The following is a 25,012-nucleotide window of genomic DNA, read 5'->3' as shown; positions in this document are numbered from 1 at the left end:
GGTCCTAAACAATTGGATGTTTGAAGCGGGAGTTCGAACCAATCGCGAAAGGACCCTAGCTGTGTCCGACATAGTCAGGCACGACTTCGATGTCGTCACTGACCAGACCTGTGGCAAGACTGAACTGGCCCCAGAACACCAGGACATAAAATGCCTGGCCAACAATCAGAGAAAATGGAATTTGCCAAAGCGGCATTCCGGCCTCGCGGGCATGGCCAATGATCCGTCGTGTCGTGCGCCACGACATGGTCGCCCATCGGCTAAAGGACTTGACGACCCGTTGTGTGCGGCTGGGCGATTTGAGCTCTGTGAATTTCCGGTCGGCGTCACGGCCCGTGACCAAGGCACGCCAGTAAAAGAACCGCCATCCGCGCGGTGAGTAGTGGTAGACGCGAGCGTTTACGTTGTGAATTTTATGGCCCTCACGGAGCAGTTTGTGCATCAGCAAAGTGCACGAAACCTTGAAGCCATTGTGTCTTGGAAAGGGATGGTCGAAGATCCATTCGCGCCGAAAGCCAACATTGTTGGCGTTGATTGCTCGTTTCGAGGCGAAACGCTTGTCCCCACGAGCCATCGGGAAAAACCAGATCAAGGCAAATGTTCTTGAAAAGAAATCATCATGTGAAAGATACGTGTACCCATTTACACAGATGATTTCAGGATCGGCGAACGGCTCAAGCAAGCCTGACAGCCAGCCTGATTCGGCGACGACGTCGGAATCGGTGAAGATGACCACATTTCCATGCGTTGCCAGCATGCCGTTGTTCTTCAGGTCGTAATATCGACCTCCCGGGAAAGCGGTGAAGACAAGGTCGGCAACCTGGCCTAGTTCCGGTGCTTCAGCCGCGATTTCATGGCGCAACGCGTTTGAATCCGACATTGCCCCACTGTGAGAAATAACAACGGTTGGCCACCCAAGCCCGTTTGCTGAAACAGCCGCAATTTCGCGCGCCAATGCTTTCAGCCCAACGCCGATCTCGTCCCAGTCTATGGACTTGGCGTTTTCCATTTCGACGACGATTGAATATGTTGTGTCCGGTTCAATCATTTCTATACAAATTCAATTGGTAGTGTCGATGTGGCAAGAATTGTCCGAGCCCGCCGGAAACGGCAATTTCAATCTAAAACGACAGGGCCTTTTTGTATATCGCCCAGCGACCAGATCGAAACCGAAATGAGCCGTCAAAAGAAACCTCGAATGCGGTCGGTGGGGAATCTTGACGGGTCTGAATACTGCAACAAAAAGCGCTCTCTCCATTCTGCATTCACGGTGTCCCGTTGAATTTCAAGGCCCGAATCAAGATCGATCGCGTCGCCACTGGTAATCTTGGCATCAACCAGACCGGCAATTTGCTCAAGCGTGGCCTTTGGTTTCTGGAAGAGCTCCTCATATGTCAAAGACAAGGGAGTCACCCCGTTCCTTGCAAACCAAAGCTCCCAAACGAGATTCTCCGAGGCAAGTTTATCGAGCGACCGTGCGATGGCGGCACCGTCATAATAGGGCGCTTTCTGACCGGCTTCAGTAGAGCGGAACTGGCCGGTCTGACGCGCGCGCGTCCAAGAGATTGCCTGTCCGAGGAGATCGCTGCGGGTCAAGCGAATGTAGCGCAGTTCTGGGAGGCTGGCAGGGAGATCGACGATCTTGGCGACTTCCGAAAACTGACTCGCAAACAGCTTGACCGCATAGATTCCAGAAGGCGATCGCCCGTCTGTCAATGCGCGCAAAACCTGAGCGCGGGGATCGCTAGGATAGTTTGGCAGTTCGAGAACGCGGCGGCCACCAAACCACTCCCGAGGATAGCCAAGCCCGGCGGCCAACATCAACTCCGCAAGATGGTTGCTGCCGCTGCGCGGTGAAGTGCAGACAAGGATTCCAGCCTTTATTCCTGACAGGACTTCGGGCGGTACTTTAACTGGAAAGGCGCGTTTGCGAATGAGGTGCATGGCGAACGAAACTAGCGTCTGAGCAAAAATACTGCTTGTTGGCCAAAGAAATTCCAGAACCACCAGGGCATCGACAGGCCGATCCTTTGACCGTTGGCGTCGAGCGCGGTTGCCTTTTCCACCGTCGCGCCAAGCTCCTCGCACAGATTGACGAAGTCGCGGATGGTGCAGAAATGGATGTTGGGCGTGTCGTACCAGGAATAGGGCAGGTCCTTGGTCACCGGCATGCGGCCCTTGACGAACAGCGACAGGCGTACCCGCCAATGGCCGAAATTGGGGAAAGACACGATCGCCCGGTTGCCGATCCTGAGCAGTTCGTCGAGCACCAGCTTCGGGTTGCGGGTGGCCTGCAGGGTCTGCGACAAAACGACGAAGTCAAAGCCCTTGTCGGGATAGAATTCGAGGTCCTTGTCGGCATCGCCCTGGATGACCGAGAGGCCGCGCGCCACGCATTCGTTGACGCCGCGCTGCGACAGCTCCAGCCCGCGGCCGTCGACCTGCTTGGTGTCCTGCAGCAATTCGAGCAATGAGCCGTCGCCTGATCCGACGTCGAGCACGCGGGACTGGGGTGGGATGAGGTTGGCGACGACCTCCAGGTCGACACGCTGGCTGCCGTTGACGCTCATGAAGTCGCCTCCTGTGCGGCGCAAGATCCCGGACGGACAAGCCCGCAATTCTCCTGGGTCATGCGCTCAGCCCCCTGGCGCGCGCCGCCGAGCCTATGAAGCCGTTGATGGCCGCGAACAGTTCCGGCTCGTCGAGCAGGAAGGCGTCATGGCCGCGATCGGTCTCGATCTCGACGAAGGACACCGAGGCGCCGGCTGCGTTGAGCGCGTGCACGATGGAGCGGCTCTCCTCGGTCGGAAACAGCCAGTCTGACGTGAAGGACACCAGGCAGAAGCGGGTCTTGGTGCCGGCGAAGGCGTCCGCCAGCCTGCCGCCATGGTCGGCGGCGATGTCGAAATAATCCATCGACCGGGTCATATAGAGATAGGAATTGGCATCGAAGCGATCGACGAAGGTCATGCCCTGGTGGCGCAGATAGCTTTCGATCTGGAAGTCGGCATCGAAGCCGAAGGTCAGCGCTTCTCGATCCTGCAGGTTGCGGCCGAATTTTCGGTGCAGGGCGGCTTCCGAGAGATAGGTGATGTGGGCGGCCATGCGCGCCACCGCCAGCCCCTTTTCCGGGCGCTTGCCATAGTCGAAATATTTGCCGCCATGCCACTCCGGATCGGCCATGACGGCTTGGCGGCCAACCTCGTGAAAGGCGATATTCTGCGAGGAATGGCGGGCGCCGGTGGCGATCGGCAGCGCTGCAAAGACGCGCTCGGGATAGCTCGACGCCCATTCCAGCACCTGCATGCCGCCCATCGAGCCGCCAAGCACGCAGAACAATTTCTCGATACCGAAATGGTCGATCAGCATCTGCTGCGCACGCACCATGTCGCGAATGGTGATGACCGGCAGGTCGAGCCCATAGGGTTTCCCGGTGGCGGGATTGGTCGAAGCCGGGCCGGTGGAACCAAGGCAGCCGCCGATGACGTTGGAACAGATGACGAAGAAACGGTTGGTGTCGATGATCTTGCCGGGGCCGATCAGCACTTCCCACCAGCCCGGTTTGCCGGTCACCGGATTGGTGTTGGCGACATGCTGGTCGCCGGTCAGCGCATGGCAGACAAGGATGGCATTGGAGCGGGCATCGTTGAGCGTGCCATAGGTCTGGTAGGCGATCTGGAACGGCGACAGCAGCGTGCCGGCGTCGAGCTTGAGCGGCTTGTCGGGCCCGAAACGCAACACCGGGCTCGACGGCTGGTCGGCCTCGTTGTTGGTCTTTCCTGCGCGCTGAGCGGCCATCACGTCTCTCTTGCTGCACCGAGCGCCGCCGATGCGTTCGTCCGGCCGGTCACGGACAACAAAAAACCGGCATTGCCTTCGCAAGCCGGTTACGTCACGCAAACGGCCCTTTAGCGAATTGTTTAACGTGGCTGCAAGCCGACCGGCCAAATCACCACGGAAGTTCGCTGCTGTTCTAGAACTCGCCCGCCTTGCCGTCAATGCCGGCCGCTGGCCCCACTGCCGCCTCTCGACATTGCGGGCCACGACTTGTATTTCCGCTGCGGCCTTCCGATGAAGGCATTTTCGACGGATTTTGCAAAAAATGAACCAGACACCGGATCAGGCACGTCCAACCCCGCGCGCGGGCATCATGGCCATAGATGCCTATGTGCCCGGCAAGAGTACGGCACCCGCCGGTGTCGCCAAGGTCCACAAGCTGTCGTCGAACGAGAATCCGCTCGGCCCGTCACCAAAGGCCATCGAGGCCGCCCGTGAGGTTGCCGCCAGGCTCGACATCTACCCCGATGGCACCGCGAGGCGGCTGCGCGAGGCAATCGCCGAAGTGCATGGACTCAACCCCCAGAACATCATCTGTTCCAACGGCTCCGACGAGATCCTCGGCCTGCTGGCGCAGACCTATCTGGCGCCGGGCGACGAGGCCATTTTCACCGAACACGCCTTCATGGTCTACAAGATCTACATCCAATCGGCCGGCGCCACGCCGGTCGTGGTCAAGGAGACCGACGAACGCGCCGACATCGACGCGATATTGGCCGCCGTCACGCCGCGCACGAAAATCGTGTTCCTCGCCAATCCCAACAACCCGACCGGCACCTATGTGCCATTCCAGGAGGTGCGCCGCCTGCATGCCGGCCTGCCAAGGAATGTGCTTCTGGTGCTCGACGCGGCCTATGCCGAATACGTCCGCCGCAACGATTATGAAGCCGGCATCGAGCTGGCCGGCAGCGCCGAGAACGTGGTGATGACCCGCACTTTCTCCAAGATCGGCCTGGGCGGGGCACGAATCGGCTGGATGTATGGGCCGATGCACATCGTCGACGCCATCAACCGCGTGCGCGGCCCCTTCAACGTCAACGCCACCGCGATCGAGGCCGGCATCGCCGCGATCCGCGACCGCGCCCATATCGAGCGCAGCGTTGCGCACAACGAGACCTGGCTCGCCTGGCTGAGCGACGAGATGACCGGGCTTGGGCTGCGGGTGACGCCCAGCGTCGGCAATTTCATCCTCATCCATTTCCCGGACGACCAGAAGCATTCCGCGGCGGCGGCCGACGATTACCTGACCGCGCGCGGCTATATATTGCGGCGCGTTTCCGGCTATGGCTTCCCGAACGCGCTGCGCATGACCGTCGGCACCGAAGAGGCCAATCGCGGCGTCGTCGCCGCGCTCACGACATTTCTGAAAAGCTAGAACGCCAAAAGCTGGAACGCCATGACATCACCGATGTTTGAAAAGATCGCGCTGGTCGGCATCGGCCTGATCGGCTCGTCGCTGGCCCGCGTCATCCGCCGCGAGGGCCTGGCCCGCCATGTCGCCATCTCGACGCGCAGCGTGGCCACGCTCGAGCGGGCCGAGGAACTGGGCCTCGGCGATTCCTACACCACCGACGCGAAGGAAGCGGTCCGCGACGCCGACCTGGTCATCGTCTCGGTGCCGGTCGGATCATCCGGCGCGGTGGCGCAGGAGATCGCGCCGGCCCTGAAGAAGGGTGCGATCCTCACCGATGTCGGCTCGACCAAGGCCTCCGTCATCGCGCAGATGCAGCCGCATGTGCCCGACGGCGTGCATTTCATTCCCGGCCACCCGTTGGCGGGTACGGAAAAATCCGGGCCGGATGCAGGCTTCGCCGATCTGTTCGACAACCGCTGGTGCATCTTCACGCCGCTGCCGGACGCCGATGCGGGTGCTTTGGAACGGCTGTCGGAATTCTGGCGCCGTTGCGGCGCCAACATCGACACGATGGACCCGCAGCATCATGACATGACGCTGGCCATCGTCTCGCATTTGCCGCACATCATCGCCTACAACATCGTCGGTACCGCCGACGATCTGGAATCGGTGACCAAGACGGAGGTGATCAAATATTCCGCCTCCGGCTTTCGCGACTTCACGCGTCTGGCCGCCTCCGACCCGACCATGTGGCGGGACGTGTGCCTGCACAACAAGGACGCCATCCTCGAAATGCTGGCGCGGTTCTCGGAAGACCTGGCGTTCCTGCAGCGGGCGATCCGCTGGGGCGACGGCGACAAGCTGTTCGACCTGTTCACCCGCACCCGGGCCGTGCGCCGCTCGATCATCGAGGCCGGCCAGGATATCGACGCGCCCGACTTCGGGCGTCAAGCGGTCGAACATCCGGCGAAGGCGTAGCAGGCTCTCAGGCTTGGGCGGGCCAGTGGGCCGCCATCATTGCCAGCGTCTCGGTTCGCTCCGGTGCGCCCAGCCTGCCGCCGAAGCGCTGGCATTTGAGCGCGGCGGCCGCACTGGCAAAGCGCAGGGCGTTCACTATCGGCATGGCTTCCGCCAGTCCCACCGCAAAGGCACCGTGAAAAACGTCACCGGCTGCCAGTGTGTCCACCACTTTGACCTTTGGCGTCGCGACATGGCGAACAGTTCGGGTCGGGCGGTCGAACCACCAGGTGCCTGCCGCGCCGCCGGTGACGGCGACAAAAGCATCGGTACGCGAGGCCAAGTCGGCGCAGGCGGTCTCAGGGTCCGGCGCGTGCCCGCAGACGATGCGCGCCGCCGGCTCGGAGGCGACGATATGCGAAGCCAGCGGCAGCATCTGCTCCAGCACCGCCAGCGGCGCGGTATCGGCGTCGAGAATTGCCGGGAGGCCGGCAGCGCGCGCCGCCTTGAGGGCAATTGCCGCCGCACCCGGCCAGCGCACGTCGACCAGCACGGCATCGAATGCCGTCACGTCGGTAAACGGCAGCGTCTCGGGATCGGCCTGGGCCCGGCTGTCATAGAACGGCACGATGATGCGTTCGCCATGCGCGTCGACAAGGATCGATGCCAGCGCCGAGCGGGCGCCGCCGACACGGCGCACGTAGCTGCAATCAACCCCTTCGGCCTCAATTCCGGCAATCAGCTGATCGCCGGCCGGATCGTCGCCGGTGCTCGCCCATAGCGACACTTCGGCGCCGAGGCGATGCGCGGCGCAGGCTGCGCTCGCGGCCATGCCGGAGGCGATCTGGACGCCATCCGATGCGATGAACTTTCCCTGATGGCCGGGCAAGGTCTCGACCCGCAGGATCATGTCCAGGGTCAGCGCTCCGACACTCAGGAGCTTCACGGGTCTTGCCATGGCAGCGCTATTGCACCGGCTTGATCTTGCCGAGCGGGATGAAGCCGAGTGCTGCCTTGCCCTTGACCACCTTCAGCGGCATCGACGGTTCCTTGCCGAGCAGAGCGAGAGCGGCAAAGCCCTGTTCGATGGCGTTCTTCTGTTCGGGTATGGCGCCGGCAAGAATGGTCGCCACGGCTTTCGGATCCTTGATCCTGATCATCAGATCGGCATCGACCAGGCCTTCGGCGTCAACCGACAGCGGCCCAGAGACGGTAACCCGCGCCGTACCCGACGACAGGTCGATGTTGCGGATCTCGATCTTCTGGCCGCGCAGGCTCTTCACCTGCGTTCCGATCAGCGCGACCCCATTCTTCAGCGTGGCGTCGCCGCTGGCATCGAGCGCCGGAAGCACGCGCCCGCCGATCGCGTCGGGGTCGATCTCGAGATCGGTGAAGCTGCCGACGTAGTCGACGTCCTGGCCGTTCGGCTGCAACTGGCCTGATGCCTTGCCGGCGCTGAACAGTTCCACCGGATCGGTGTCGTCGGCCGGATCGGTCTGGCCGGACAGGCCTTCCGCCTGCAGCGAAATGCGCCGGGGCAGCGGCCATGACAGTTTGACGTTGGCCTGCAGATTGTCCCAGTCGATCCACAGCGGCACCATGCCGGGGGCGGAGGTCCTGAGCGGACCGCGCAGATCGGCGACCGGGGACAAGGGCTGGATGATCTGCGCGACGGCATTGAAGGAGCCGGACGAGGCCGCGATGTTCTTGGCATCGTCCTCGTAGGCCAGATTGTCGCAAGAGACGACGAAGCTCAGCGGATAGCCGCTGACCTGGAGATTGGCGCAGCCTGCCTGGATGCCGCTCTTGTTGAGCGTGGCGACCGCCTTGTCGGCTTCGATCCTGACCCTGTTGGCCAGGTAGAACCAGCCGGCGCTGTAGATGGCGAACAGCACGACGACGAACGCCGCAAGCCACCACAGGCGGCGACGGTTACCAGGTTGGCGTTCGTCACTTGACGTCATGCTTCGGCTCTCATTAACGCATGGTTGTTGTGGACGGACTCTCGATTCCGACAACAGTAGGTAGACAGAGATAGGTAGACGGAGACGGGCGGAAAAAACACCGGTCTCCAGTGCGGTGTTGCCATTCTTTTGCAATCAGGCGCGGCGATATGGGCGATTTTTGGGTGTTTGGCTATGGTTCGCTGATCTGGCGGCCGGGTTTCGCACATATCGAGACACGGCGCGCGCACCTGCACGGCTATCGCCGCTCGCTCTGTGTCTATTCCTTCGTGCACCGCGGTACGCGCCAGCGGCCCGGACTGGTGCTCGGTCTCGACCATGGCGGTTCCTGCGTCGGCCTTGCATACCGTGTGCCCGGCGATTTGCGCGACGAGGTCATTGCCTATCTGCGCGAGCGCGAACTCGTCACAAGCGTCTATCTCGAGCGTAGGCTCAAGATACGGCTCGACGGCGGCGATATGGTCGAAGCGGTTACCTACATCGTCGACCGCAAGCACGAGCAATATGCCGGTGCGCTGGCAGCCGCCGATGCGGCGGCCGTGGTGCGCGGCGCGGTCGGCCAATCCGGCAACAACGAGGATTATGTCTTCAGTACTCTGAAGCATCTGGAAGCGCTGGGCATCCGCGATCATTGGCTGGAGGATGTTGCGCACCAGGTCGCGCCTTTGTGAGCCTTGGCTCGGCGGAAAAAGGCCGCCAGGGCTTTGACCTCGATGGGTCAAGACCTAGGTTAGGCTCCGAACCCTCAGCCCGCGGGCGACATCCGCCCCGTCCCCAACCATCACGGAGATCCGCCTTGCAGAAACGCCGTCTCGGTCGCACCGACCTTTCCATCGCGCCGCTGGTCCTGGGCGGCAACGTCTTCGGCTGGACCGCCGACGAGAAAACCTCTTTCGACCTGCTCGACCGCTTCGTCGGGGCCGGACTCAATGCCATCGATACGGCGGACGCCTATTCGCGCTGGGTCCCGGGCCACAAGGGCGGCGAGTCCGAAACCATCATCGGCAACTGGATGAAAGACCGCGGCAACCGTGACAAGGTCGTGGTGGTCACCAAGGTCGGCTCGGATATGGGGCAGGGCCATAAGGACCTCTCCGCCGCCTATATCGAAAAGGCCGTCGAGGCGTCGCTGGAACGCCTTCGGACCGATGTCATCGATCTTTATCTGTCGCACTGGCCGGATCCGACCACGCCCTATGAGGAAACCCTCGGTGCCTATGAGAAGCTGCTCGCCAAGGGCAAGGTCCGCCATATCGGCTGTTCCAATCTCGATGCCGGCCAGTTGCGGGCGGCACTCGATGTGGCGAGTCTGCGCGGCCTGCCGCGCTATGAGGTGCTGCAGCCGGAATACAATCTCTACGATCGCTCTTCGTTCGATGGGCCGCTGCGCGATTTGTGCATGGCCGAGGACATCGGTGTGATTACCTATTTCAGTCTCGCCAAGGGTTTCCTGAGCGGCAAGTACCGCAGCGAGGCCGATCTTGACCAAAGCCCCCGTGGCGGCGGGGTGAAGGACTATCTCAACCCGCGCGGCATGCGCATCCTTGCGGCACTCGATGCGATATCGGCCAGGCATTCGGCCAAGCAAGCGGAAGTCGCGCTTGCCTGGGTGATCGCGCGGCCTGGCGTCACCGCGCCGATCGCCAGCGCCACCAAGCCAAGCCAGATGGACAGTCTGATCAAGGCGGCGTCGCTGAAACTGACCGCCGACGATATCGCCGAACTCGACAGGGCCAGCGGCTGAAGTTTCCCGCGCCACCGCGCACGAACGTCCAAGACCACCCTCAAGTCTTGCCATACCGTCCTTCGCACGAGACAGGACGGAGGGTGCAATGGTCGAACCGCTTCTTTTGCAGCCGGACCCTTGGCGCCAGCTTATAGCACTGGTGCTTGCCGCCACGGTCGTCATGGGCAGCCCGGGGCCGGCAACGATAAGCGTCACCGCCGCTGGCGCCGCCTTCGGCCTGCGCCACTCGCTGCGCTACACCTGCGGGATCGTGCTGGGCACGATCGCCGTGCTGCTGGTCGTGGCGACCGGGGTGACGGCGGCGCTTGCCTCGATGCCGGGGCTGGCGCTGTTGCTGGCCGCCGCGTCGGCAGCCTATATCCTCTATCTCGCCTTCAGGATCGCCACGGCGCCGCCTCTGGCGGCACGCGCGGCCGAGGTGTCGCGCCCGACATGGCTGGCCGGGTTTCTGCTGGCGGTCGCCAACCCGAAAGCCTTCGTGGCGATCGCTGCCGTGTTCGCCGGTGCTTCTTCGAGCGAGGGCGATGCCGGGCTCGGCCTCTGGACGAGGCTCGGTGTTCTCGCGCTGATGATCGTTGCCATCCACGCCCTGTGGCTCGTCGCCGGGGCGGCGTTCTCAGGTATACTGCGCAGGCCGGCGGCCTCGCGGATCATCAATCTGGTCTTTGCCGCGACGCTGGTGCTGACCACGGCGCTGGCCGTGTTTGGCTGATTATTCGGCTGGAGCTTTCGCTTCAGGCCTTCGCGCCGAGATCCCGCAGCCTTTTCACCGCCGTCGGCGGCAAGGGCGGCGGGTTGGACGCGAGCGACGCTTCGACAAGAAGCTGGTCGCAGGCGGCTTCCGTCTCGCCGATCAGCCGCGCCATGAACTCGTCCTTGCTCAGGCCGGGCGGTATGGGCGGCAGGAAACGCGCCTTGATGGTGCCGGGATAGCGTAGGAATTTGCGGCGCGGCCAATAGAGGCCGGCGACATGGGCCACCGGCACCACCGGGACGCCAAGCTGCGTATAGATTTCGACGATGCCGTATTTATAGGCGGGTTCGTCGCCCGGCGCGCGGCGCGTACCTTCGGGATAGATGATCAACTGGCGCGGATTGCGCGCCATCTCTTCCTTGGTCGCCGCGACCACCGCCTTCAGGGCTTTGGAGCGGCTGCCGCGATCAACCGGGATCATGCGCATCTTCATGATGTACCAGCCGAAGAAAGGGATCCAGGTCAATTCACGCTTGAGGATGTAGAGCGGGTCCTGAAGGAAAGGGAAGAAAGCGATCGCGTCCCAGAACGACTGGTGCTTGGGCGCAAGGATGAAAGAGCCTTCGGGCAGGTTTTCCAGCCCGGTGATGTCGTTCCTCGTTCCGGCGATCTTGTCATAGAGCCACATGCAGGTGCGCGACCAGAATTTCGGCACAAACCAGGCGCGGTGACGGGGCGACAGGAAATAGTAGGGCGTCCAGAGGATCATCTGGACGATCAGATTGACGTAGAAAACGAAGTTGAACGCCAGCGATCTGACATAGAGCATGGGCGAGGTCCGGTGAGGAAGTGTGCGTTGGTTACACCAAGCGCGGGGAAAAAGGAAATGGCCCAGGCGTGTCCCGACCGAGCTGGAGCAAGGTCCGCCCAAGTGGCCGGCCGGCATAGGTCCCGCTATCCCAATCGCGCCAGCCGCTCCTTCAGGCGCGGGGCGGCGAAGTCGAGGAAGGCACGCAGCTTGACCGGCAGCAGGCCGTGGCCCGCATGCACCAGGCTGACGGGCCACGGTTCCGGCTCGAAATCCCGCAGCAGGATGCACAACATGCCCGACCGCACCGCGGCATCGACCTGATAGGAGAGCACCTTCGTCGGCCCGACGCCGGCAATCGCGGCATCGATCGCCGCTTCGGCGGTGTTGACCTGAAGCCGCGAGCGGACCGGAACCGTAACTTCCGTCTTGCCGCTGGCGAAGGTCCATTGGGCGGCGGAGGCAAGCCCCTCGAAGGTGACGCAACTGTGGGCGGCCAGATCGTCCAAGGTCATGGGCGTGCCGTGCTCGGCGAGATAGGCAGGGCTGGCACAGACGACGCGGCGGATCGCGCCGACGCCAAGGGCGACAAGGCTCGAATCGGGCAATTGGCCGATGCGGAGAGCGAGATCAAAATGGTCCTCGACCAGCTGTGTTATGCGGTCCGCCAGGGTAAGGCGGATGTTGACGTCGGGATAGGCGGCGAGAAAGCCGGTGACGACCGGCAGCACATGAAGGCGGCCGAAGACGACCGGGGCGGTGATGGCAAGTTCGCCGGTCGGCGCGCTGTACTCGCCCGCCGCCGCGCGTTCCGCCTCGCCGACATCGTCGAGGATGCGTCGGCAGGCCGCAAGATAGGCCTCGCCGGCATCGGTCGGCGTCAGCCGGCGCGGCGAGCGGTTCAGGAGCCGGGTGTTCAGATGGCGCTCCAGATCCGAAACTTTGCGGCTGACGGTCGCCAGCGGAATGCCGAAGCGGCGGGCCGCGGCGGAAAGGCTGCCGGCCTCCACGACGGCGACAAAGAGGGACATGGCTTCGAGACGGTCCATTGCAACTTCCACAAAATGGAAGGATAGGTTGCGAATATGCCATCTGCATTTAAATCATGGAAGGCCTTATATGGGCCAGTGTGGCTCGCATATTGCGGTCCCCGGTCAATAAGGAACCGTCATGTCTGAGAGCCGCCCGCCGCTGCCGCCGTTCACCGCTGAGACTTCTGCGCAGAAAGCGCGCATGGCTGAGGATGCGTGGAACTCGCGTGACCCGGCACGTGTCGCGCTCGCCTACACGACCGACAGCCGTTGGCGCAACCGCGCCGAGTTCCTGCAAGGCCGCGATGCCATCCAGGCGTTCCTGACGCGCAAATGGAGCCGCGAGCTCGACTACCGGCTGATCAAGGAGGTCTGGGCTTTCCACGGCAACCGCATCGCCGTGCGCTTCGCCTATGAGTGGCACGACGACAGCGGCTCCTGGTTCCGCAGCTATGGCAATGAGAACTGGGAGTTCGACGAGCACGGGCTGATGCGCCTGCGCATCGCCGGCATCAACGACCTGCCGATCAGGGAGGCCGAGCGCAAGTATCACTGGCCGCTCGGGCGCCGCCCGGACGACCATCCATCACTGTCGGAGCTCGGGCTTTAGGGCAACTCCAGGAAAAGTGTGAAACGGTTTTGGTCCAGGGTCGCGTCAACTGCCGCAGGTCCCATTCCGGGCAAGGAGGCTTTCGATGAACGCGTATGCTTTCACCAGCGACGTTGCCTTCACGCCGACCGTCAAGGCGATCCAGGCGCGCAAGGGCTCGCGCCAGTCTTATGCCCGTGTCGAGGAGCGCGGCGGCTGGCAGGCTGATATCACGCCGGACCTTGCCGCTTTCATCGAGATGCAGACGAGCATCTTCCTGTCGACGGCCAATGGCGATGGCCAGCCCTACATCCAGCATCGCGGCGGGCCGGCCGGTTTTCTCAAGGTGCTGGACGAGAAGACGATCGGCTTCGCCGATTTTTCGGGCAACAGGCAGTTCATCACGCAGGGCAATCTGGCCGACAACCCACGCGCCTTCCTGTTCCTGATCGACTATATGCTGCGCCAGCGTATCAAGGTCTGGGGCACGGCTCGAGTCGTCGAAAACGATGCCGAACTGACGGCGAGGCTGATGCCGCAGGATTACAAGGCGCGTCCCGAGCAGGTCATCCTGTTCACGGTTTCGGCCTGGGACGCCAATTGCCCGCAACATATTCCGCAGCGTTTCGAGGCAGCGGATGTGGCGGCGGCACTCGGCGAACGGGACAGGCGTATTCAACAGCTCGAGCAGGAGGTCATGCGCCTGAAGGCGTCGAAAGGGAGAGACGAAGCGTGATGATGCAGCGCCGAGGGCTCAGCCGCCAGCCGCGGTCTCGGCCAGTGCGAGGCCGTCGGGCGTCTGCTTCACCGGCACGATGCCGCGTGCCAGCGCCAACAGGTATTTGTTGTACTCGGTGAACAGCACGCGCAGGGCCTGCGGCTTGGTCAGCCAGCCACCATTGTCGAGATTGGCATTGACCACCGGATAGGGTTCCAGCTTGGCGCCATGCAGCAACCGGCCCATTTCCAGCAGGCTGCGCGGCATATGGTAGTTGTTGGTGACGAGGATCACCGTGTTGTAGGCATGGCTTTCGACCCATTTGGCGCTTTCCTCGGCATTGCCGATCGTGTCGAGCGCGGCGCGGTCGATGTCGACGCAGCAGGAAAACAGCTTCTTGTCGCCACCGGTCGCGGCCTGGAGCTGGCGGCGGCTGGCGGAAGGGTGCACGCCACTGATCAGGAGACGCTCGCCTTTGCCGGACGCCAGCAGGTCCATCGCGGCGTCGAGGCGGGACTGGCCACCGGTCAGCACGATGATGGCATCGGCCTTGGCCGGGTTGGCTGGCGTGGTCAAGTGGCTGACCTTGTTGGCAAACCAGCCGAAGCCGCCGGCAAACAATGTTGCGAGGATCAGGAGGGAGAGGGCGGAGACACGCAGGGCGCTCCGTAAACGGCTGACCCTGCCGTGGGCGCGCGAACGAGCCACCACCGGCATCTGTCCAACCGTTCCGGTCGAATCCCGCACGTCCATAGCCATATGGTTAATCCCGAAATGCGGCCTTTGGTAGGTAAAAGTCGCACTTTGCGTTACGCAAATTCTCCATCCGTGATCGTTCTGCGTTCATCCCGGACGTCGGCCCAAAAGCGCGTCCCCTTTTTCATGCGTCGGGTTGGCGAACGTCGATGTCGCTGAGATAGGCTACGACGGTGGCATGCGAGGTCGCCGCCGTCAGCGCGCCGATCACCAGCACCATCATGACCACCCCGAGATAGCCCGCCGAGCCGATGGCGAAATTGCCGAACAGGGCGGTTGCCTGATCGGCCTGGGGCGTCGCCATGTTGCGCGACGACCACCAGGAAAAGATGATGAAGACCAGCACCGCCGCCGCGCCGCCGGCGGCCGCGCCCCTCATGCCGGTGACCAGGAAATGCCGGCGGAATTCGCGCGCGATGAACCGCGCCTCGGCACCGACGAAATGCAGCACCTCGATGATGTGACCATTGCCGGCCATGGCGCCACGGGTTGCGAACACCACGGTCAGCACGGTCGCCGACAGCATCAGCGCCAGAACGGCGATGCCGATGGTCACCGTGGTGCGGGCCATGGCCACCAGCCGGTCGACCCAGGTGCGGTGATCGTCGAGCGATGCGCTCGGCAGCTTCGGGGCGATCGCGGCGCGCATGGCGGCGAAGTCGGGTGGGCTGTTCTCGTCGATGGTGACGATGATCAGGCGCGGCACCGGCAGGTCGTCGATGTTGAGGCCCGAACCCAGCCACGGTTCGAGAAGCCTTGCCGTGGCTTCGCGGTCGATGATCTTTGTCGACTTCACGCCGGGGAATTCGCCGGCGATCCGCGAGGCCTGGACAAGGGCGGCCTCCATGTCGAGGCCATCGACCGGTTTGATCTGGATCGTCGCCTCGCGCGAGATCTGGTTCTCCCAGACCGAAGCGGTGTCGCGCACCAGCGTCACAGCGCCGAAGGTGAGGCAGGACAGGAAGGTCATGATGGCGATGACCAGGATCAGCGCGCGGCCGGCGATGTTCTGCGCCGGCACGATCGGCGCCATCCGGCGCTGGGAGCGCGGCCTTGCCTCGCTCACCTCGGCGTCACGGTCTTCCAGGTGTTCGGCGGACAGCTCAGTCATAGACATCCAGCCTTCCGCCGGCCAGGATCATGCGGCGTGCGTCGACCTGTTCCATCAGGCCAAGATCGTGCGTGGCGATGACCACGGCGGTGCCGAGACGATTGAGCTCGATGAACAGCCGCAGCAGTCGGCGTGCCAGCGGCGGATCGACATTGCCGGTCGGCTCGTCGGCGAGCAGGATCTCGGGCTGTTCGATCAGGGCGCGCGCGATCGCGGCGCGCTGCTTCTCGCCGCCCGACAGGACCGGCGGCAGCACATGCATGCGCTCGCCCAGCCCCACCCATTTCAACAGTTCGGTGACGTCGGTGCGGTAGCTCGCTTCCTCGCGCCCGCGCACGCGCAACGGCAGCGCGACATTCTCATAGGTCGTCATGTGGTCGAGCAGGCGAAAGTCCTGGAACACCACGCCGATACGGCGCCTGAGATGCGGCAGTTCGGTGCGCGAGATGCGCGAGCGGTCCTTGCCGAAGATGGTGATCAGGCCGCGCGTCGGTTTCAGCGACATGAAGAGCAGGCGCAGCAAGGTCGTCTTGCCGGCGCCCGAAGGGCCGCTCAGGAACTGGAAGGAGCGCTCCGGTATATGCAGGGAAATGTCGCGGAGGATTTCCGGACCCATGCCATAGCGGAGGCCGACATTTTCGAAGCGAATCAATTTCGACGACCTGAAATTCCTAGAGCATGATGCCGAAAAGTGTGAAGCGGCTTTCGGACGACATCATGCTCCACCTCTTTGATTTAGAGCCGGATGATTTCAGGTCGATTCGACCTGAAATCATCCGGCTCTGCCGGCGGCGAGCCGGCCCGTTCTGGGAAAAGACCATCGGCCGGCATGGTTAACCGGCGGTTAATTTCTATGCTCTTTCGGCGCGTCACGAGGGCTCCGGTGGGGAAACGTTAACCATTTGTGTTTACGCAAAAGAAACGAAAAGCGAACAGGTGCGATACTGGGCCATGACGGCTGACGAGCGAACCGCGCGCCCGGTTTCCGGCGAAATCATGACCGATCCGCTGGCAATTGCCGTGGCGGACCGGATCGTGCGCGGTCCGGCGCCCGATATCGTCGATGCCGATTATGTCGTGATGCCGCGGACAGCCGCGGCCACGCAAGCCCAACCACCGCAGCCGCGCCCGATTGTCACGCCGCCCGTAGAGGGCATGGATATGCTGCGTAAGCCAGAGGCGCCGGCGGAGCGGCCGCCGGCCTCGCGCGGCGGGCCGATCTTCTGGATCGCCGGCATCGGCGCCGCCCTTGCCGCCTTCTGGATCTCCGGTGGGCATGCGCTGGTGCGCCAGGCGCCGCTCCTGACCGGCGCGCAAGCTTCGGCACTGACCATTTCAGGCGTCACCTCGCACGTCGACGCCTCCGGCGCGAATCCTGTGCTGTTCGTCGATGGCGAGGCCGCCAATGACGGGACGGGTCCGGCGACCCTGCCGCCGCTCGAAATCCGGGTGACGGGCAATGACGGGCGCACGACCCGCTATACGTTGGGGACATCCGGCCACGCGCTGGCCTCGGGCGAAAGATTCGGCTTTGCCAGCCGGCTCGACGTGCCTAAGAACGGCGTAAGAACCGTTTTGGTCACTTTCGCCGAGTAGGCGATCATCGGGAAGGCCATCAATGCCCATCGTACGCAACAAGGACATCGAAGTCCTGTTTTCGGCATCGGCGATCGCACGGCGCAATCTCGAGCTCGCCAAGGAGATCGCCGAGCACGATTACCATGATCTGCTGGTGATCTCGGTGCTGAAAGGCTCGTTCGTCTTCGCGGCGGACCTGATCCGCGCCATGCACGATGTCGGCCTGTCGCCGGAGGTCGAATTCATCTTCATTTCCAGTTACGGCGCCGGCACCACCAGTGGCGAGGTGAGAGTGCTGCGCGACATCGACAACGAGGTTGCCGGCCGCGACGTGCTGTTGATCGACGACATCCTGGAATCGGGCAAGACGCTGACCTTCACGCGCGACCTGATGCTGTCGCGTGGCGCCAGGAGCTGTTCCATCGCCGTGCTGCTCGACAAGCGCATGCGCCGCCAGACAGCGCTCAATGCCGACTATGTCGGCTTCGACTGCCCCGATTATTTCGTCGTCGGCTACGGCATGGACGTCGCCCACGCGTTTCGCGAACTGCCGTTCGTGGGTGTTGTGAAAGGCGATGCGTGAGGCCGGTGCATCGCACCGTCGAATTCTGAAAAAGGCCTTAACGGCGCCAGGAAAATTAGCCCGGTCGAGCGCCGGGGCTTTCAGGAAAAGTCAACTTTTGCCCGCCAAATATGCCGGCATGGCAAAGCTTCTGATCGTCGAGGACGATGAGTCCGTCCGCACCCTCGCAGCCCGCGCACTCGAACGCGCCGGCCACGCAATCGACATCGCGGCAGATGGTGCTCAGGGCCTTTCGCTGATCCGGGCCGCGAATGGCGCTTACGACCTCGTCGTCTCCGATATCCGTATGCCGGAGATGGACGGCATCGAGATGGCGATCGCGGCGGCCGCTCTTTTCCCGGCGATGAAGATCATGCTGATGACCGGCTATGCCGACCAGCGCGAGCGCGCCGAGGAACTGAACGGCATCATCCTCGATGTCGTACAGAAGCCGTTCACACTGGCCGAGATCCGTTCTCGCGTGGATAAGGCGCTGATCTGCTTCGCCTGATCAGGCTGGATCGGTGGCGGCGAGCGCGGGTGCAGTGCTCCGGCGTCGCCCTGCGTTGAGCGCCAGCAGGCCGGCGCCGATGATGAGGGCGGCACCGATCACGGTGGTCGGCCGCGGCACTTCGGCGAAGAACAGAAAACCCCAGAGCGGCGACCACAGGATGCCGGTATATTCGAAGGTGGCGACGCGGTTGGCCGGTGCCAGCCGGTAGCCCTGCGACAAAAGGATCATGCCGGCCGACGCGACGAAACCGCAAGCGGCCATCTTGAGGAAATCCGGCAGCATCGGCCATATCCACGGCCGCACCAGAAACTCCAGGCTTGGATGAACGGCGTGGGTTACGCCGGCAAGATGAAACGTGCCGGCAACCAGGACGGCGCCGGCGAGATAAGCGCCGTTCTGATAGAAGGCCATGACCGTGGACGATTCGGTGTCGCCGATCTTGCGCGTCATCAGCTGCGAGAAGCCGTAGAGCGCCGCCGAGCCCAACGACAACAGCGCTGCCCCGTCGAACAGCCCGGCGCCGGGCCGCACCATCACGACTACGCCGAGCAGCCCGATCAGTACGGTCGCCAGCGTCTGCCAGGAGACGCGCTCGCCAAGATACGGTCCGGCCAGCGCCATGATGAACAGCGGCGCCATGAAATAGAGCGCAACGGCGTCGGCCAGCGGCAGGGCGGCGATGGCCAGATAGTACATCGTGTAGGAGGTGAACTGGATGAAGGCACGCACCGTCAGCAGGCCGAACCGTTTCGATAGGATCGCCCGCAGGCCGACATCGGCGTGGACGAGAACGATCAGGATAGGCAAGGCGACGACCGAACGGATCGCCATCACCTCGGTCACCGGGTAACCGCTCGACACGGATTTGACCAGCGGGTCCTGCAGCGAAAAGACCAGCACACCCAGACACAGGCTCAGGATGCCACCCACCATCCTATTGTGCATCTGCGTTCAGGCTCCTGCGCGTACGATCCGAAGCGTCCGACTCCGGATCAAAAAGAACCCGCCACCGTTTCGGGCAGCGGGCACGAGTGAGGACTCTTTAGATTGGTCCGCGGCTGGTTTGGCAGCCGCATATCCAATGGGTGAGGCGACTATCGTCCGGCGTTTGACATGTTGCAAACGAATTGGAATGATACCAGCAATCAAATTTTCTCATGGCGGATTTCCATGCGGCCGACCCTCGACAGCGATCTCCTGCGCACCTTCGTGGCCATTGCCGAGGTCGGCAATTTCACCAAGGCGGCGGAGCAGGCGGGCCGCACCCAGTCGGCCGTGTCGATGCAGATGAAAAAGCTTGAAGGACTGGTCGGCGACAGCCTGTTCGAGCGCGGTTCACGTGGCGTCGTGCTGACGCGGCGGGGCGGCGAACTCATCGTCAATGCCCGCCGCATCGTCTCGCTGCTCGACGAGACGGCGGCGTCGATCGCCGCGGCGCCGCTGGGCGGGCCGGTGCGCATCGGCATTCCCGAGGAATATGGCCTTGCCATCTTGTCACGCGCGCTCGGCGCGTTTTCGAAACGCCACGCCCAGGTCGAGGTTACCGTTCGCTACGCGCATTCGGGGGCACAGATCGCGGCGCTCGCCGCCGGTGAACTCGATCTGTGCGTGGTGTTCGAATGGCAGGATCCGTCCGGCGGCGAGGTGCTGATGCACGATCCGACCGTCTGGGTGACCTCGAACCTGCATCACATGCATGAAGAACGTCCGGTGCCGATCGCCCTCTACAACCGGGCAGGCTGGTGCAAGGACTTCGCCATCAAATCGCTGGAGCAGCGCGGCCTTGCCTATCGTGTCGCCTATACGAGCGACACCAATGGCGGGTTGAAGCTTGCCGTCACCTCGGGGTTGGCGATCGCGCCGATTTCGCGCAGCAACATTCCGGACGGCTGCCGTGAGTTGTCATCCGTCGATGGGTTCGGCGCCATCGATTCCTCGAATGTGGTGATGCATCGCAACCCGAACGCATCCGGCGAGGCGATCGACGGCATGCAAGAGGCGATCCGGGAAGCGTTCAGGCAAGGTGTCTGAACGCTTCGGCCGATCGCCGCCGCTTCGCGTCCTCTGTTGTCCGTCCTGACGGAAAGCTGTCAGGAGCCGCATGATAGAAAGGCCCATCGCCAATTGGAGAATGATGAATGATCATCTTCTACCACACCCCCTGGTCACGCGCCTCCGGCGTCCATTGGCTGCTCGAGGAACTCGGTGTGCCGTTCGAATTTTCGCGCGTCGACATCCGAGCGAAAGAGGGCGTTCCCGAATCCTACCGGGCAATCCAGCCGAACAAGAAGGTGCCGGCCATCGACCACGATGGCACCATCATCACCGAACGCGCTGCGATAACTATCTATCTCGCCGATACCTTCGCCGAAGCCGGCCTCGCGCCCGCCATCGGCGATCGTGCACGGGCCACCTATCTGACCTGGCTGGTCTATTCGGATTCCGTCTTGGATCCAGTGGTGGCCGCCAAGGCACATGGCAAAGAATTCATGGGCAGCCGCTATTCCTACGGGTCCTTCTCCGAGATGGTTGCCAATCTGGAGAAGACGCTTTCGTCGCGGCCGTATATCGCCGGCGACAAGTTTACGGCGGCAGACACGCAAATCGGCAGTGGCGTCCATTTTGCGACAAACGTGCTGCGCGTGCTGCCCGAGCATTGGGTCTTCCGGGCCTATATGGATCGTCTTGCCGCCCGTCCGGCATTCCAGCGCTATTCGCGAAGGGAATATGAGATGGCGCAGGCGGCCGGAATGCTCGACAGCCGCTGACGGCTTCTTCCGCTTCAGGATCCGTCTTGATGGAAATGCAGCCGGCTGCCGAATGGACCGGCGACCATCTCGCGGGTTTTCCGTGGTGTTTCTTGAAGGCCGGCCTGGACCGGATGGAGGGGCGACGATTCCCATAGCGGTTCAGCGTTCACGGAAACGCTGACCCGCTCCATCTCTTTTGCTGTTGACGCAATTCCGGACGGAAAACGGTCTCACACTTTTTCTGGTATCGCTCTACTTCAGCTCCAGCAGCCGTTCGAGATAGCTGCGCTCGATATCGGGGCTCAGCGCATTGCCGAGCCGCTTGCGGATCGCTTCCAGTATCTGACGGGCACGCTGGACGTCGATCTCGTCGGGCACTTTCACCGAATCGCCGAAATCGGGGCCTTGGCTGGCGCGTGGCCGGCCGAGCGGATCGCGGTCGGCATTCTGCTGGCGGCCGCCTTCCTGGCTGCCGCCCTGGTCGCCCTGCATGGCCTGCATCTGCTTCATCATGTCCTTGGCGCCCTTGCGCAGCGCCTCAAGCGCCCGGCCCTGGTGACCGACCGCCTCGTCGCCCTGGCCTTCGCCGAGCGCCTGCTCGGCGCTGCCCATGGATTTACCGGCCTCGCCAAATCCTTCGTTGGGCTCCATGCCCATGCCTTCGAGGCCCTTCTTCAGCTGCTCGAGATCGCTTTTCAGCTGCCCCTGGCCTTCCTGCAACTGCTTCAGCGCATCGGCGAATTCCTGCGGCGTCATCGGCTTTTGCCTGGAGCGCGGATCCTGGTCTTGGCCGAGACCCTGCCTGTCCTGATTCTCGCCACTGCCTTGTCCAAGCTGCTCGTCGGGGCTCTGCCCGCGCTGGCGCTCGCCGCGCTGCATCTGGTCCATGCGGAAAGTGTCGTTCATCATCTCCTGCTGGCGCCGCAGGATCTCGCCGAGCTTGTCCATCTGCTGGCGCATCTGGCTGTCCTGCTCGCCGCCCTGCTGCTGACGGCCGGCCTGGAGATTGTTCATCATGTCCTGCAACTGCGACAGCAATTGCTGCGCCTTGTCGCGGTCGCCCGACTTCGCCAGGTTCTCGATCTGGTCCATCATGCGATCGATGTCGCTCTGGCGCAGTTCCTGGCCGTTCTGCTGCATTTGCGGCGCATTCGGGTTCTGCTTGGCGCGTTCGGCGAATTCCTGCAGGAACTGGTTCATCGCCTCACGCAGTTCCTTCATCGCCTTCTCGATTTCCTGGTCGCTGGCGCCGTTCTTGATGGCGTCCTGCAGCGCCTGCTGCGCTTGGCGCAGCCGCTTTTCGGCGGCCGAGAGATTGCCCTCCTCGATACCGAGCGCGATTTCCCAGAGATAGGCGACCTCGCCGCGCAGCTGATCGTCGTTTTCCGCCAGCTTCAGCCGGCTACGCGCGCTCATGATGGCGAGGTAGTGGGACATGGTGTCGAATGTGTCTTCCGGCCGCAGCGTGATGGCGTCGATCAGGTCGAGCACGTGCGGCTTGGCATTGGCGTCGAGCGCCAGCAGGCGGCGCTGTTCGATCACCGCCCGCGCCAGCGGATTGGCGAACGGCCGCTCGGGCATCACCAGCGTCTTGGTCTCGCTGGACGCGGTGTGTCCGGCGTCGTCCGTGGCGACCAGCGTCAGCCTGATGCTGCTGCCGGCCCAGACATGCTCGGTCAGGTCCTTCGTGGTCCTGGCGGCATTCGACTTGCCGCCGCGGCGCGGCAGCGTCAGCGGCATATCGGGTGGGCCATAGAGCGGATGCGCACCCGGCGCTTGCGGATCGGCCAGCGCGAAGACCGCCTTGGCGGTGGCGGCGCCATAGTCGTCGTCGATCTGGTAGTTGAGTTCGAAAGCGCCATTGGCGGCGCGCTTGGGCTCGCCGACGAAGCGGATCTGCGGCGGCTTGTCAGGGATCACGGCGAAGGCCCAGCGGCCGAGTTCGTCCCCGCCCGATTTCAGGGTCAACGTGCCGTCGCTCGTCAGCTTGCCGGTGAACTGGCGCACCTTTGACGGCACCGCCGGGCTTGCGGCCGGCTTGGCCGAGGCGGCCTGAGGGCTGGCCGGATCGATGCTGCGCGCGCTGCCATCCTTGTCGGCATAGGCAAGCGTTTCCTCGCCCGAGCCACCGGTGACGCGCAAGGAGACGTCGCTGCCCTCGGGGACATGAAACGTCGGCGTCGCCTGGTTGGCATCGGCGGTCAGGAAGATCGGCGGCTTGCCTGTATAGGCCGGCGGCGTCACCCAGGCGTCGATGCGCGGCGGTAGGGCGTCGTGCATGCCACGGGCGCTGAACCCGTCGCCTATTCGGCCACCCGTCGGCCCGAACGAGAAGGCAAAGGCGGTGACGAGCAAAAGTGCGGCTACAGCGCGCAGCGCCCAGGGGTCGCGCTCCGGCACCCGCGTGCGCGGCACGTCGGCGCCGAGGCTGTCGAGCTTTGCGGCCATGCGCTTCTGATGCTCGCGCCAGAGCGCTTGCGAGAAGCTGCTTTCCCGGCCGCTTGGCCGGTCGGCCTGCGTCAGGACGGGGCTGTGCAGCAGGTTGTTGGCGGCCTCGATGCGGCGGTCCACCTCGGCGGCACCGGGCACGCGGAAGAAGCGCAGTGGATAGAGTGCCGCAAGCCCTGCCAAGCCGAATGCGGCGACAAGGCCGATGCGTACTGCATCCGGCAGCCGGGAGAAAATGCCGAACCAGGAAGCACTGAGGAACAGGCAGGCGACGATGACCAGCGGAAGCAGCAGCGGCCAACCGCGCTCGACCACCATCGAGACCCGCGTCGCCAGCCGGCTCAAGGCCAGGCGTCCGGCCAGTCCGCGATTGCTGCTGAAGGTGGGTCGTTCCGTCATCGGCCCTTCCAAGAGCGTCCCTCCCGCAACGAACCGGGATGGAGCCCCATCTCGTTGAGCATGATCTGTTGTCGAAACCCGGAGTCCACTTTTCGGGATCATGCTGTGGGCCGGGCAGGATAACCCAAGCCTCACGAGTCGAAGAATACCAGCAAACACGGCAAAGACGAGGCGGTTTGAAAAAAGTGAACCCGGCCGAAATGGCTGCGCTCAGAAATTGGCGGGGTTTGCGTTGGCGCCGCAGACGAGCACGGCGACCCGTTCGCCCGATGCCGGCGTGTAGCGCCCGGACAGGATCGCGGCGAAGGCCGCGGCACCTCCCGGCTCGGAGATGATGCGCACCCGGTTCCACAGCGCCTTCTGCGCGGCAATGATGTCGTCGTCGCTGACCAGGATGGAGCGCTCGACGAAGGCTTCGGCGATCGGGAACATCATTTCGCCGACGCGCCTGGGCGCCAGGGAATCGGCGGCGATGCCTTCCGCCGGGGCGTCGACAGGATGCCCGGCCTCGAAGGCGCGATGAAGCGTCGGCGCGCCCTCGGGCTCGATGGCGACGATGCGGATGCGGCCGGCATACCAGGCGGCGATGCCGCCGATCAGGCCGCCCCCGCCGACGGCGACCAGCAGCGTGTCGATCTCAGGCAGGTCCTCCTCGATCTCGAGCCCGAGCGTGCCCTGGCCGATCAGCGTTTCCTCCTGGTTGAAGGCATGGATCTGCAAGGCGCCGGTTTGCTCGGCGAAGCGTTCGCTGGCGGTTAGTGCCTCGGCATAGCGTGCGCCGCCGACGACCAGGTCGGCGCCATAGCCGCGAATGCGCTCCAGCTTCGCCTGTGGGCTCACTTCGGGAACGAAGATGGTAGCCTTGTGGCCGAGCCGCATGGCGGCGTAGGCGACGGCGGCGCCATGGTTGCCGCCCGAAGCGGCAACGACGCCGGCCTCGGGAACCGGCCGCTCCAGAAGATTGGTGAAGGCGCCGCGCGCCTTGAACGAACCGGAATGCTGCAGGCATTCCAGTTTGAGGTCGATCGCCAGGGGCGGGCGATCGAAATCGGCCATGTCGACGCGCAGCACCGGCGTGTGGCGCACGTACGGACGGATGCGCGGTTCCATCGCGGCAATGCGTTCGCGTGTGACGGTGTTGTCTGACATGGGTTCTCTCCCCTATCGGGCAGGTCTTGGATGGGGCAGGTCTTCG

The 25,012-nt window shown here is 63.5% G+C and carries 26 protein-coding genes and 1 riboswitch; of the genes, 12 read left to right on the top strand and 14 right to left on the bottom strand.

Annotated elements, in window-relative coordinates; genetic code table 11:
* Positions 1-55 precede the first annotated feature (55 nt).
* From FJ958_RS12155 to FJ958_RS12140, 4 genes are all read right to left on the bottom strand, one after another.
* Positions 56-1,048 (bottom strand): glycosyltransferase, encoded by a 993-nt coding sequence (locus tag FJ958_RS12155; protein WP_140742828.1) that lies wholly within the window; start codon positions 1,046-1,048, stop codon positions 56-58.
* 134 nt (positions 1,049-1,182) lie between these two features.
* Positions 1,183-2,007 carry a Stf0 family sulfotransferase gene (locus FJ958_RS12150; protein ID WP_140742826.1) on the bottom strand — a complete coding sequence of 275 codons (825 nt, stop codon included), beginning with the start codon at positions 2,005-2,007 and terminating at the stop codon, positions 1,183-1,185.
* On the bottom strand, positions 1,956-2,570 hold the full coding sequence (gene metW, locus FJ958_RS12145; protein ID WP_140742824.1) for a methionine biosynthesis protein MetW: 615 nt from the start codon (positions 2,568-2,570) through the stop codon (positions 1,956-1,958). The genes FJ958_RS12150 and metW overlap by 52 nt, the downstream gene beginning before the upstream one ends.
* Positions 2,571-2,628: 58 nt before the next feature.
* Positions 2,629-3,798 carry a homoserine O-acetyltransferase gene (locus FJ958_RS12140; RefSeq protein WP_140742822.1) on the bottom strand — a complete coding sequence of 390 codons (1,170 nt, stop codon included), beginning with the start codon at positions 3,796-3,798 and terminating at the stop codon, positions 2,629-2,631.
* Positions 3,799-3,888: 90 nt separating this feature from the next.
* A riboswitch (SAM riboswitch) is annotated at positions 3,889-3,966 on the bottom strand.
* A gap of 136 nt (positions 3,967-4,102) precedes the next feature.
* Here FJ958_RS12140 and hisC point away from each other — a divergent pair.
* The gene (gene hisC, locus FJ958_RS12135) at positions 4,103-5,212 is read left to right on the top strand and encodes a histidinol-phosphate transaminase (RefSeq protein WP_140742820.1); all 1,110 of its coding nucleotides are present in this window, start codon (positions 4,103-4,105) and stop codon (positions 5,210-5,212) included.
* 21 nt (positions 5,213-5,233) lie between these two features.
* Positions 5,234-6,169 carry a prephenate/arogenate dehydrogenase family protein gene (locus FJ958_RS12130; protein WP_181176375.1) on the top strand — a complete coding sequence of 312 codons (936 nt, stop codon included), beginning with the start codon at positions 5,234-5,236 and terminating at the stop codon, positions 6,167-6,169.
* A gap of 7 nt (positions 6,170-6,176) precedes the next feature.
* On the opposite strand, the gene FJ958_RS12125 is transcribed toward FJ958_RS12130, so the two are convergent.
* Positions 6,177-7,106 carry a sugar kinase gene (locus tag FJ958_RS12125; protein WP_140742816.1) on the bottom strand — a complete coding sequence of 310 codons (930 nt, stop codon included), beginning with the start codon at positions 7,104-7,106 and terminating at the stop codon, positions 6,177-6,179.
* Between the two features lie 7 nt (positions 7,107-7,113).
* Entirely contained in the window at positions 7,114-8,112 is a 999-nt protein-coding gene (locus FJ958_RS12120; RefSeq protein ID WP_140742814.1) for a DUF2125 domain-containing protein, read from the bottom strand.
* A gap of 149 nt (positions 8,113-8,261) precedes the next feature.
* Here FJ958_RS12120 and FJ958_RS12115 point away from each other — a divergent pair, with 149 nt between their 5' ends.
* The 3 genes from FJ958_RS12115 to FJ958_RS12105 all read left to right on the top strand — a co-directional run bounded on the left by FJ958_RS12115 (position 8,262) and on the right by FJ958_RS12105 (position 10,571).
* Positions 8,262-8,783: a gamma-glutamylcyclotransferase gene (locus FJ958_RS12115; protein WP_140742812.1), complete on the top strand. Its 522-nt coding sequence runs from the start codon at positions 8,262-8,264 to the stop codon at positions 8,781-8,783.
* A 125-nt stretch (positions 8,784-8,908) separates the two neighbouring features.
* Positions 8,909-9,856 (top strand): aldo/keto reductase, encoded by a 948-nt coding sequence (locus tag FJ958_RS12110; protein ID WP_140742810.1) that lies wholly within the window; start codon positions 8,909-8,911, stop codon positions 9,854-9,856.
* Positions 9,857-9,944: 88 nt separating this feature from the next.
* Positions 9,945-10,571 carry a LysE family transporter gene (locus tag FJ958_RS12105; protein WP_140742808.1) on the top strand — a complete coding sequence of 209 codons (627 nt, stop codon included), beginning with the start codon at positions 9,945-9,947 and terminating at the stop codon, positions 10,569-10,571.
* A gap of 22 nt (positions 10,572-10,593) precedes the next feature.
* Here the strand turns inward: FJ958_RS12105 and FJ958_RS12100 are convergent, their stop codons facing one another.
* Positions 10,594-11,382, bottom strand: a complete 789-nt coding sequence (locus FJ958_RS12100; protein WP_140742806.1) for a 1-acyl-sn-glycerol-3-phosphate acyltransferase — start codon at positions 11,380-11,382, stop codon at positions 10,594-10,596.
* Between the two features lie 125 nt (positions 11,383-11,507).
* Entirely contained in the window at positions 11,508-12,410 is a 903-nt protein-coding gene (locus tag FJ958_RS12095; protein ID WP_140742804.1) for a LysR family transcriptional regulator, read from the bottom strand.
* A gap of 121 nt (positions 12,411-12,531) precedes the next feature.
* Here FJ958_RS12095 and FJ958_RS12090 point away from each other — a divergent pair, with 121 nt between their 5' ends.
* Both FJ958_RS12090 and FJ958_RS12085 read left to right on the top strand, forming a co-directional pair.
* Positions 12,532-13,002 carry a DUF1348 family protein gene (locus FJ958_RS12090; protein WP_140742802.1) on the top strand — a complete coding sequence of 157 codons (471 nt, stop codon included), beginning with the start codon at positions 12,532-12,534 and terminating at the stop codon, positions 13,000-13,002.
* An 85-nt stretch (positions 13,003-13,087) separates the two neighbouring features.
* Positions 13,088-13,717, top strand: coding sequence for a pyridoxamine 5'-phosphate oxidase family protein (locus tag FJ958_RS12085; protein ID WP_140742800.1), 630 nt, complete (start codon positions 13,088-13,090; stop codon positions 13,715-13,717).
* A gap of 18 nt (positions 13,718-13,735) precedes the next feature.
* On the opposite strand, the gene FJ958_RS12080 is transcribed toward FJ958_RS12085, so the two are convergent.
* From FJ958_RS12080 to ftsE, 3 genes are all read right to left on the bottom strand, one after another.
* Positions 13,736-14,458, bottom strand: coding sequence for a YdcF family protein (locus FJ958_RS12080; protein ID WP_140613090.1), 723 nt, complete (start codon positions 14,456-14,458; stop codon positions 13,736-13,738).
* A 121-nt stretch (positions 14,459-14,579) separates the two neighbouring features.
* Positions 14,580-15,566: an ABC transporter permease gene (locus FJ958_RS12075; protein ID WP_140743056.1), complete on the bottom strand. Its 987-nt coding sequence runs from the start codon at positions 15,564-15,566 to the stop codon at positions 14,580-14,582.
* A complete protein-coding gene (gene ftsE, locus FJ958_RS12070; protein WP_027041732.1) occupies positions 15,559-16,218 on the bottom strand; it encodes a cell division ATP-binding protein FtsE in 660 nt (219 codons plus the stop codon). The genes FJ958_RS12075 and ftsE overlap by 8 nt, the downstream gene beginning before the upstream one ends.
* 299 nt (positions 16,219-16,517) lie before the next feature.
* On the opposite strand from ftsE, the gene FJ958_RS12065 reads away from it, so the two are divergent.
* The 3 genes from FJ958_RS12065 (at position 16,518) to FJ958_RS12055 (ending at position 18,217) form a co-directional block, all read left to right on the top strand.
* Positions 16,518-17,162 carry a hypothetical protein gene (locus FJ958_RS12065; protein WP_140742798.1) on the top strand — a complete coding sequence of 215 codons (645 nt, stop codon included), beginning with the start codon at positions 16,518-16,520 and terminating at the stop codon, positions 17,160-17,162.
* A gap of 22 nt (positions 17,163-17,184) precedes the next feature.
* A complete protein-coding gene (hpt, locus tag FJ958_RS12060; RefSeq protein ID WP_140613087.1) occupies positions 17,185-17,727 on the top strand; it encodes a hypoxanthine phosphoribosyltransferase in 543 nt (180 codons plus the stop codon).
* Positions 17,728-17,845: 118 nt separating this feature from the next.
* Complete coding sequence (locus FJ958_RS12055) at positions 17,846-18,217, top strand: response regulator (protein WP_140743054.1); 372 nt, start codon at positions 17,846-17,848, stop codon at positions 18,215-18,217.
* On the opposite strand, the gene FJ958_RS12050 is transcribed toward FJ958_RS12055, so the two are convergent.
* Positions 18,218-19,165, bottom strand: coding sequence for a DMT family transporter (locus tag FJ958_RS12050; protein ID WP_140742796.1), 948 nt, complete (start codon positions 19,163-19,165; stop codon positions 18,218-18,220).
* Positions 19,166-19,390: 225 nt separating this feature from the next.
* On the opposite strand from FJ958_RS12050, the gene FJ958_RS12045 reads away from it, so the two are divergent.
* On the top strand, positions 19,391-20,251 hold the full coding sequence (locus tag FJ958_RS12045; RefSeq protein WP_140742794.1) for a LysR substrate-binding domain-containing protein: 861 nt from the start codon (positions 19,391-19,393) through the stop codon (positions 20,249-20,251).
* A 107-nt stretch (positions 20,252-20,358) separates the two neighbouring features.
* Positions 20,359-20,988: a glutathione S-transferase family protein gene (locus tag FJ958_RS12040; RefSeq protein WP_140742792.1), complete on the top strand. Its 630-nt coding sequence runs from the start codon at positions 20,359-20,361 to the stop codon at positions 20,986-20,988.
* Positions 20,989-21,222: 234 nt separating this feature from the next.
* On the opposite strand, the gene FJ958_RS12035 is transcribed toward FJ958_RS12040, so the two are convergent.
* Together FJ958_RS12035 and FJ958_RS12030 are read right to left on the bottom strand one after the other, a co-directional pair.
* Positions 21,223-23,817 (bottom strand): TIGR02302 family protein, encoded by a 2,595-nt coding sequence (locus FJ958_RS12035; protein WP_140742790.1) that lies wholly within the window; start codon positions 23,815-23,817, stop codon positions 21,223-21,225.
* Between the two features lie 210 nt (positions 23,818-24,027).
* Complete coding sequence (locus FJ958_RS12030; protein WP_140742788.1) at positions 24,028-24,966, bottom strand: threonine/serine dehydratase; 939 nt, start codon at positions 24,964-24,966, stop codon at positions 24,028-24,030.
* Positions 24,967-25,012: the final 46 nt, after the last annotated feature.

Origin of the sequence: Mesorhizobium sp. B2-3-5, from assembly GCF_006442395.1 — a bacterium.
In the GTDB taxonomy this organism is placed as follows: Bacteria; Pseudomonadota; Alphaproteobacteria; order Rhizobiales; family Rhizobiaceae; genus Mesorhizobium.
Note: the sequence above shows the minus strand (reverse complement) of the source record. Positions and strands in the feature narration are given on the sequence as shown.